General features: G+C 65.2%; 9 protein-coding genes. 3 read left to right on the top strand and 6 right to left on the bottom strand.

Annotated elements, in window-relative coordinates:
* Positions 1-51 precede the first annotated feature (51 nt).
* The 6 genes from ACBR40_RS30335 to ACBR40_RS30310 all read right to left on the bottom strand — a co-directional run bounded on the left by ACBR40_RS30335 (position 52) and on the right by ACBR40_RS30310 (position 5,688).
* Positions 52-720, bottom strand: coding sequence for a Crp/Fnr family transcriptional regulator (locus ACBR40_RS30335; protein WP_344208634.1), 669 nt, complete (start codon positions 718-720; stop codon positions 52-54).
* A gap of 339 nt (positions 721-1,059) precedes the next feature.
* Entirely contained in the window at positions 1,060-1,509 is a 450-nt protein-coding gene (locus tag ACBR40_RS30330) for a PASTA domain-containing protein (protein ID WP_344208632.1), read from the bottom strand.
* Between the two features lie 15 nt (positions 1,510-1,524).
* Positions 1,525-1,977: a hypothetical protein gene (locus tag ACBR40_RS30325; RefSeq protein ID WP_371250952.1), complete on the bottom strand. Its 453-nt coding sequence runs from the start codon at positions 1,975-1,977 to the stop codon at positions 1,525-1,527.
* 63 nt (positions 1,978-2,040) lie between these two features.
* Positions 2,041-2,832 carry a serine/threonine-protein kinase gene (locus ACBR40_RS30320; RefSeq protein ID WP_371250951.1) on the bottom strand — a complete coding sequence of 264 codons (792 nt, stop codon included), beginning with the start codon at positions 2,830-2,832 and terminating at the stop codon, positions 2,041-2,043.
* A gap of 15 nt (positions 2,833-2,847) precedes the next feature.
* Entirely contained in the window at positions 2,848-3,039 is a 192-nt protein-coding gene (locus ACBR40_RS30315; protein ID WP_371250950.1) for a hypothetical protein, read from the bottom strand.
* 81 nt (positions 3,040-3,120) lie between these two features.
* Positions 3,121-5,688: a UvrD-helicase domain-containing protein gene (locus tag ACBR40_RS30310; protein WP_371250949.1), complete on the bottom strand. Its 2,568-nt coding sequence runs from the start codon at positions 5,686-5,688 to the stop codon at positions 3,121-3,123.
* Between the two features lie 202 nt (positions 5,689-5,890).
* On the opposite strand from ACBR40_RS30310, the gene ACBR40_RS30305 reads away from it, so the two are divergent.
* From ACBR40_RS30305 to ACBR40_RS30295, 3 genes are read left to right on the top strand one after another with little or no spacing between them, the layout of a single operon-like run.
* A complete protein-coding gene (locus ACBR40_RS30305; RefSeq protein WP_371250948.1) occupies positions 5,891-6,076 on the top strand; it encodes a hypothetical protein in 186 nt (61 codons plus the stop codon).
* Positions 6,077-6,095: 19 nt separating this feature from the next.
* Positions 6,096-6,677 carry a M48 family metallopeptidase gene (locus tag ACBR40_RS30300; RefSeq protein ID WP_371250947.1) on the top strand — a complete coding sequence of 194 codons (582 nt, stop codon included), beginning with the start codon at positions 6,096-6,098 and terminating at the stop codon, positions 6,675-6,677.
* The gene (locus ACBR40_RS30295) at positions 6,677-8,485 is read left to right on the top strand and encodes an N-6 DNA methylase (RefSeq protein WP_371250946.1); all 1,809 of its coding nucleotides are present in this window, start codon (positions 6,677-6,679) and stop codon (positions 8,483-8,485) included. The genes ACBR40_RS30300 and ACBR40_RS30295 overlap by 1 nt, the downstream gene beginning before the upstream one ends.
* Positions 8,486-8,498 lie beyond the last annotated feature (13 nt).

Genomic DNA, 8,498 nt, shown 5'->3' with positions numbered 1-8,498 from the left:
GGGGATAGAGTCTGGCGAAGATCTCTTCGCCCCAAGACGTACCAGTACGCTTTATCGGAACTCGGCCAGTCTGACCGGGTCGATGATGATCTTCCGGCGATGACTGGGATCGATCAGTTTGAGATCTTTGAGACATCGGATGGCCTTGAAGACGGCGTCTTTTCCGGCCCCGATCAGATTGGCGATCTCCTCATGGGTGAGATCGATCCCGAGGTCTCGTTTCCCGTCCACCCGGTCGATGCCGTGTCGGCCTGCGAGTTCCACCAGCACGTTCGCGACCCGTACCGGCACGCTGAACTGAGCGAAGTCGGTTCTTCTGCGGTTGGCCCAGTCGAGCCGGTCGGCGATCATCCTGGCCAGCGCGTTCCAGGCCGCGGGGTGACGATCGAGGAAGTCCGTGAACGCCTGGGCCCGGATGACGTGCACCAACATCGGACTGCACGTGGTCACCATGGCCGATCTCGGCTCTCTGCGCAGGGCCGCCAGCTCGCCGACCACATCGCCGCTGACCCGAATGCCCAGCATGGCTGCCGCGCCCGTTTCCAGGTAGGCCGTCACCTTCACGCACGCCGTGGGCCTCTGGCCTGGCATGGACCTCAGTAGGTAGACCTCGGACCCTCCTCGGTCCCCTTGCTGTATGAGTGGCTCGCCGGCCCGCCGCGGGGACGGCGGCGCGAGAGCCAGCAGTTCCGTCCGCTCCTCCGGGCTGAGTCTGTGCATGAAGGTGCCAATGGGCCACGTAGCGGGCAGTTGATCATTTATCACGGATTAAGCGCCTTGGTCATCGATGTGAAGCTGTAAGAAGCTACACCCTGGAATATCTAGGAGCCAGGCGTGAGTGGTCAGGGATGTGCGGATATGAAGTATCTTGTCCGGCTTATCCCGAAGAATCAGTCGAAATTTCTAAGTGAACGGAACAATATTCCTGTAGTTCGCATGGTCTGGCGAGCCATAGGAACCGATCTGTGACCTATGTGCTTTTGATATCGTTCTTTGTGGCTTCTGTGTTCTATGTACTTATTTGACGGCTGCTTCCGGTACGCAGGACGAGCGGGGCTGTCAGGACGCCTTCGTACAGGTGAGCACGATGGTCGTGCCGACCGCGACCTTGGTGCCGGCCTTGTGGGACTGCTTGGTCACCGTCCAGTTCTCCGGCAGGAGGACCATCGTGTCGTAGCGGTCCTGCGAGCCGAGCTTGATGTCGCTGAACTCGTCCCATCCCCGATCGACCAGCCACTGCTGGGCGATCGCGGCGTTCTGCCCCTTGAAGTCGGGCAGCTTCACGAGACGGTCCTTCTCCTTCTCGGCGGGAGGAAGAGCGGTGTCCTGCGACGCCTCCGCGGAGGCCGCCCAGGTGGGGGCCGTGGCCGTGGTCGGCGTGCTGCCGGCACTTCCCACGGCCACACCGCCGACGCAACCCGCGCCCAGGGCGAGAACGGCGATCAGGGCGACCGCCGGGCCGGGAATTCCCCGGCGTGCGGGAGGCGGCACAGGGGGTTGGTACGTCATGGTGAGTCCTTGGGATCAGGCGGCCAAAGCCGCGTCGAGGTAGGTGATGTCGCGGACCGCGACGTAGAGGCGCCAGCTGAGCAGGCCGGTGCGGGTCACCACCGTGACCCGCGCGTCACGAGCGGCGAGCCAGACGGCCAAGTCGGCGAAGTAGCCGTCTCCGGACCCGATGACGACCCGTTCGAAGCGGAGGTCGACGCGGTCGCTCACGGCCATCTCGGCGAGCACGCTGTCGGCTCCGTCCGGACCCGAACGGGTGAGGATCTGAGCGCCATGGATCACTCGGCCCACCTCGACGAGCGATCGCGGGTTGACGCCGACGACGAACTGATCCAAAGGCCCGACCGGCACCCGTTGCAGGTAGTCGGACATGGTGTGTGCGATCTCCGCCGCGGTGGGCGACGGTGACGCGGTCAGGTTCTCGATGTCCAGTAAGTGGATGGCTCGTCCGGCTCGCAGAGTACGCATCACAGACCCCGCCTCTCTCGTCGAACAAAGACTAGAGGCTGTGAACTGAGTATGCAAGCAAGTTCAGCGTGACAGCAGTAGGAGGAGTTGCCATGCCGACGGGCGTTCATGCGGGCTCTTGTGCATGGCCTGCCGAAGGAGGTCGCGAAAAGGAACGGGCACCATGCGGAAATCCGGGTCGGAGTGGATGATCTGGTTCTCGACTGCCCAGACGGACGGACCATCGAAGGCCAGGCGACCGGCGGCCGCGAAGTACATGGTCGCGCCCCAGCTGAAGACGTCTGAGGCGGGACTGATCGGACGGCCTTCGACCTGTTCGGGCGACTTGAAGGCCGGAGTGCCCTTGGCGCCTCCCGAAATGGTGAGCCGCTCGACGGCGCGTGCGATCCCGAAGTCGATCACTCGTGGGCCGTCGGTGGCGAGCAGGACGTTGGCCGGCTTGAAGTCCCGATGGACGATGCCCGCCTGGTGGATTCCGTTGAGGGCGGCGGCTGTCGCGATGGCCAGCCGGACCATGCTGTCCGGGGAACGCGGACCCTCGAGACGAATGAGCTGATCGAAAGAGGGACCCTGGATGTACTCGCTGACGATGTACGGTCTCCCATCGTCGACGCCGACGTCGATCACCCGGGCGGTTGCGAACCCTGGCACCCGGCGGGCCGCACTGGCCTCGGCGAGGAAGCCGTCCCGCTCCGTGAAGGCCACTCGTGCATGCAACAGCTTGATGGCGACCTGCCCGCCGTCCGGAGAACGAGCCAGATAGACCTGTCCCTGACCTCCTTCGCCTATTTTGGTGAGGAGTGCGTACGGACCGATCCATGCCTGTGCCGGTGCAGGGGCCGGGCTGGGCGCCACCGGTCCTGGCCAGGCTTACACCGCTCCCTCGACTGCGAGATAGGCCGCCGCGAAGATCCACAATGTCGTGTTGCGGAGCCGATAGGCGGCATAGCCGATCATGAAGGGGATTGGTAACCCGCCGCAGCAGCAGACCGGCATCAGAGCCCAGGCCAGGCTCTGACGCAGGTTCGTCTGGAGGGCGGCCCGATCGGGCCCGGCAGTCATGAACCGCATGATATGGAGGCGTTCGGCGCCGGCGTTCGCAGCTTCGCGGGGAGCCGACATCGTGGCCGTGCGGTCCTGCCGTCACTGCCCCAGAGCGGCCTCCACGAACGGGCCGTCCCAGCCGGTCTCGGTCTTCCAGATGATCGAGACGTCGAAGAGCGCCTTGATGATGTCGACCGCCCACAGGTCCTGAGGCGCCTTCGGCAGGACGAGGAAGAGGAGGAAGAGCCGATCGATCTCCTTGTGCTTGCCGCTGGCCCATTCGGCTTCCAGGAGCCGAGGTGCCATGGCGCGAAGCTCGGCGTAGGTGTCGACGCTCTGCGCTGAGATCATGTAGAACCCGAGCCCGCGCTCGTCCTCACAGAGGATGTCGGCGTACTCGGTGTCCAGCACGGGCTCGCGTTCGTTGCCGTACAACTCGGCGGCGAGCATGTGCTTGAGGCGGGCGTGCGCCGGTTGCTTCCGGCTGGCCGCCGCCTGCTCCTTGAGGAAAGCTCGAAACTCATCCCCGTCGGCGAACCGCTCACTCTGGGACGAAGGGACAGCATCAGTCTTCTTGATCTCAGCCACAGGCACCTTGACAGGCCCGCCTAGCTCGGCAGGCAGAGGGGACGAATGGAGCACCGTCAGGGACTGCGTGCACCGCGTCAGAGCGACGTAAAGCTGGCGAAGCCCCGTCGAACTCTGTTCGGCGAACAGATGCGGTTCTACCACCACGACGTGGTCGAACTCCAGACCCTTCGCCATGTGCGCGGGCATGACGGCGACCCGCTGTCCCATTCCCGGCAACGCGGACTCCTGGGCGGCGGCGATCTGTCGGGCGAGTTCGGTATGGAGCTCGTCCTGCGCGGGAGTCAGGACCGCGACGGAACGTGCCTGGTCGCCGTCTTGCATGGCCAACCGCTGGGCCCTGGTGACCGTCTCGGTGATGATGCGCTGCCGGGGGACCGGAACGATCGCCAGAGTGTCCGGCGAGGACGGTCGAACGGAAGCCGGGATTGCCGTGGACGGCGAGATCTCCGTCCCCAGCATCGCGGCGAACTTCATGACTTCCGACGGCACTCGGTAGCCGACGCCCAGTTCGGCGATGTGCCAGCCTTCGGCGCCGGCCAGGATGTCGGCCAGGCGTTCCCAGACGTCGTACTGGCGGATGCCCGTGCTCTGCGCCAGGTCTCCGAGGATGGTCATCGAGCCGGACGGGCACCAGCGGGCCAGCGACTTGGCCTGCATGGGCGTCAGGTCCTGGGCTTCGTCGATGACCAGGTGCTGGTAGCGCCGTTCGTTCTCACCGGTCAGGAGCCACCGGAGCTCCTCCAGGCAGACGAGGTCCTCGGCCGACCAGGGCTCGTCCGCGACTCGTCTGGCCGGCGGGCGGACGAGCGCGGCCTGCTCGTCGAGGGTGAGCACGCCGAAGGCCGCAGCGGCAAGGGCGTCCTTGTCCGCGAGCAGTTGCCGATAAATCTGCTCGGCGCTGGTTGACGGCCAGATCCGGTTGATGAGCGTGGAAACGGCCGGAGCCTTCTCCAAGTTGCCACGGAGCGCGCCGTCGGACTTCTTGACCCGGGTTGCCTCGGCGTACTGGGTCAGCAACCCGTCGATGACGGTGTCGACGAAGCGGCGACGCCGTACGAGGTAGGAACCCCTGGCCTCGCGAGCCGCTGTGACAAGCCGGACAAGCTCGGCCTTGTCGATGTCCAGCCGCGCGCCGCGGAAGTTGAAGCCCTCTTCGGTGGCGAGATCCTCCCGGATGAGGTTCTCGACCGCGTTGTGCAGCACCCTGGCCATTCGGTCGTCCGACTTGACCAGCCGGGCAGCGACCGGATCGGTTCCCCGGACGTCGCCCGTCCAGAGCTCCGCGATGTCCACGGTCGCCACACCTCGGCTGCCCATACGGGGAAGGACATCACGAACGTACTGAAGGAACGCTTTGTGTGGGCCGATGACGAGCACCTGATCAGGGGTGAAGTGCTCATTGTCGAGCAACCAAGTCACACGGTGCAGCCCGACCGCCGTCTTGCCGGTGCCCGGCCCGCCCTGGATGACGAGCACGCCCTTCCGTTCGTCGGCGACCAGCCTGAGCTGGTGGCGCTGGATCGTCTCGACGATGTCACGCATGACGCCGTCGCGGGCAAGGTCCAGGTCGGCGAGGAGGAACAGGTCGGGCTCGTCGTCGGTGACCGGAGCCGCGATGGTTTCCCCCTTGGCGTTGATCACCTGGATCTCGGTGTCGCTGTAGTCGACAACCTTGGGGCCGTCGCAGCGGAGCTGACGCTGCCGCCGCACATCCGCGGGCTCGTCGGGAGTGGCCAGGCGCCAGGCGGTCGCCGCCTTGGACGTCCACTTCACCAACGCCAGGTCGCCTTGGCGGTCTCGTACGGTGGCCCGGCCGATGTACCAGGTGAGCTTGTCATCGGGGTCCTCAAGGAGGTCGATCCGAGCGATCACCAGGGGCTGTCGGCCGAGATCCTCGCGGCGTCCGTACTCCTTCGGAAGGTCCGGATGAGACGACAGCCCGGCGTCCGGGCAATCTCCCAGGCTGCTGGATCGAAAGTTCTCGACAGCCTTCCGGTCCTGGTCGACGCAGTCGTAGATGTGATCGACGGCCAGCTGTTCCTCAGCGATCACCGCGTTCCGATCGAGCGTGCTCATCTGACCTCCGGGGGAACCTGAGCCTGCCTTGTGATCCTAGTACACAGGTATAGCATTTGGTGTTGACGACAGTAGTAAGTCGTTCCTAGAGTGCTGTCAACACAGCCGTTCGCTCTCTACAGCGTGAAGAAACCGCGCAGACCCTCCGTCGCTGGGAAACTGGGCCCCTGACGCACACCGACCGATCAAGAGAGGCCACCACGTGGCGAAGTTGACGTTGCCGCGGCACGGCTTCTGGGACAAGCGCCCCGACGTCGCCGACTTCCGCGGCGAGATCTTCGAGATCCTCGTGACAGCCGACCTCGGTGACGTCGATCAGCTGGAGCAGGTGGCGGACAAGGCCCGGGACGCCGTCAAGAACAACCACGCGACGATCCCCAAAGCGTGACCCTGGCATGCTGGTGACCGTGAGTGAAATACCAGGAGTCCTGCGAGTCGGTGACCTGGAGGTCGCCGTCTCGGTGAGCGATCGGCGCAAGAACGTACGCCTGACCGTCGAACGGGACGCCTCCATTACCGCGGTCGTTCCACCCCAGCTGTCGAAGTCCGAGCTGACCAAGGTGGTGGGGGCCAAAAGACCCTGGCTGTACGGCAAGCTCGCGGAGAAGCGGGAGCTGGGCGACGCCCCACCTGCCAAGGAACTCGTCGGCTGGTATCGCTGGGTCGGCCACCCCTGGCTGTCCAAGCGGGTGCGCCCCTGGGTGACCCGGCTCGGCGTCGAGGTCAACGGACTACGAGTCCGGCCGCTCGGTTACCGATGGGGATCGTGTTCGAGGGACGGACAGGTCAACATCCACTGGGCCACCATGCAACTGCCCCCCAGCCCGATCGACGACGTGCTCGTTCACGAGCTGGCCCACATCCGCAGGCCCGATCACGGGGCCGAGTTCTGGAGCACCGTCGAGCGGGCGCTACCAGGGCATGAGGACTATCGCGGGCGGCTCCGCCATGCCGGAAACGAGCTGTGGTTGCCGGAGGAGGGGCTCTGATGCAAGACGACGTCCTGGTCAATGCCGTTGACATCGCGCGGATGGCCGACGTCGGCCGGGCCGCGGTGAGTAACTGGCGCAAGCGCTTCGACGACTTTCCCCAGCCTGTGGGCGGCACCGCCTCAAGTCCTGCCTTCTCGCTGAGCGAAGTGGAGCAGTGGCTCCGGGACCACGGCCGTTATGTCGAGGTGTCACCACTGGAACGACTCTGGCAGCGGCTGCGCAGCAGCACTGACGATCTGCGGTTGGGCGAGGTGGTGGCCGAGGTCGGCGCGGTTCTGCTGGGGGAGAGCGCCAGGCTTGATGATGCTCTGACCAGGGAGATCAGGGACATCGGGCAGGCGGAGGGCGTGAGCGCCGCATTCGACGGGATATGTGAGCGCTATGTCGATCTACATTCCCGCCGCCTGCTTGCTACTCCACCAGCGGTGGCGAGACTGATGACCGCGATCGGCAGCACTGAGGGCGGCACCGTTCTCGACCCGGCCTGTGGAATCGGCACCATATTGCTGGAAAGCCACGGCATCCACATATCGGGCCAGGAGCTGAACGAGAACGCCGCCAGGCTGACCAGTGTCCGGCTACGCCTTCATGGTTATGCGGCGCAGATCGAAGCCGGCGATTCGCTGCGTGACGACGCCTTCGCCGGCACGCAGTTCGACGCCGTGGTCTGCAATCCGCCGTTCAACGAGCGCGGCTGGGGATATGAGGAGCTGACCAGCGACCCGCGCTGGGAGTTCGGTCTGCCACCGCGCGGTGAGTCCGAACTTGCCTGGGTACAGCATTGCCTGGCGCACGTGAAACCAGGCGGGCTTGTGGTGATCATGATGCCGAGTGTGGCCGCCGGTCGCCGTCCGGGCAGGCGAATACGCGGCAATCTCCTAAGAGCCGGCGCCCTGCGAGCCATCATCAGCCTCTTCCCCGGCGCCGCTCCCGCCTCCAGCGGACCACCCGACCTGTGGGTCCTCCGCAAACCCGCCCAACGGGATGAGCCGCCGTCGGACGTGTTGATGGTCAACGCGGGCGAGGACCTGGTCCTGGCCGAGACGGCGTGGCGAGCCTACCGAGAGAAAGCGGAGCTGCCGGAGAACAGCCGGGTGGTTCGCATCATCGATCTTCTCGATGAGGAGATCGATCTGACGACGAGCCATCGGGTGGCGACGCAGGAGCCCACTTCCGGATATCTCGTGATGAGTGATGGCCTCTCATCCATCGTGAAGGAGCTGCGACTTCCCCGAATCGTCGCGACACCTCGTCGAGATCTTGCGATGACCAACCTCGGTGAGCTTGCCCGGGCAGGGGCCGTCACCATCATGCAAGGTCCGCTCAAGCTCCAGGAAGACGGTGACCTTCCCGTGCTCACGGCCAAGGATCTCCTGCTCAACAGAGAGCCCACTGGCCGTACTGGTGACGCTCCAGGACTCGTCCGTATCGAGGAAGGCGACGTGATCGCCTCTCTGCTCCATTCCAGCGGCGCGTCGCCACGGGTGATGAGCCGGGCAGGGGCTGTGCTCGGATCGCAGCTGCTGCTCTTCCGGACCGATCCGGAGCGGCTCGATCCCTACTTCCTTGCTGGCTGTCTACGGGCTGAGAGCACCGCCGCGAGTCGTCACGGTTCGACCGTCAGGAGGGATCCACGGCGGGCGTCGCTGCCCCGACTGCCGATCGAGGAACAGCGCCGGTATGGAAAGGCCTTCGCTCAGCTTCTCGTGTTCGAGGATACGGCCAGAGCGCTGCGCGAGATCAGCGATAATCTTGTGGTTGCCGGGCTCGACGGGCTTCTTGACGGGAGTCTGACCCCGGAGTGACCCCCGGGAGGCT

Source organism: Nonomuraea sp. AD125B, assembly GCF_041402765.1.
GTDB lineage: Bacteria > Actinomycetota > Actinomycetes > Streptosporangiales > Streptosporangiaceae > Nonomuraea > Nonomuraea bangladeshensis.
Note: the sequence above shows the minus strand (reverse complement) of the source record. Positions and strands in the feature narration are given on the sequence as shown.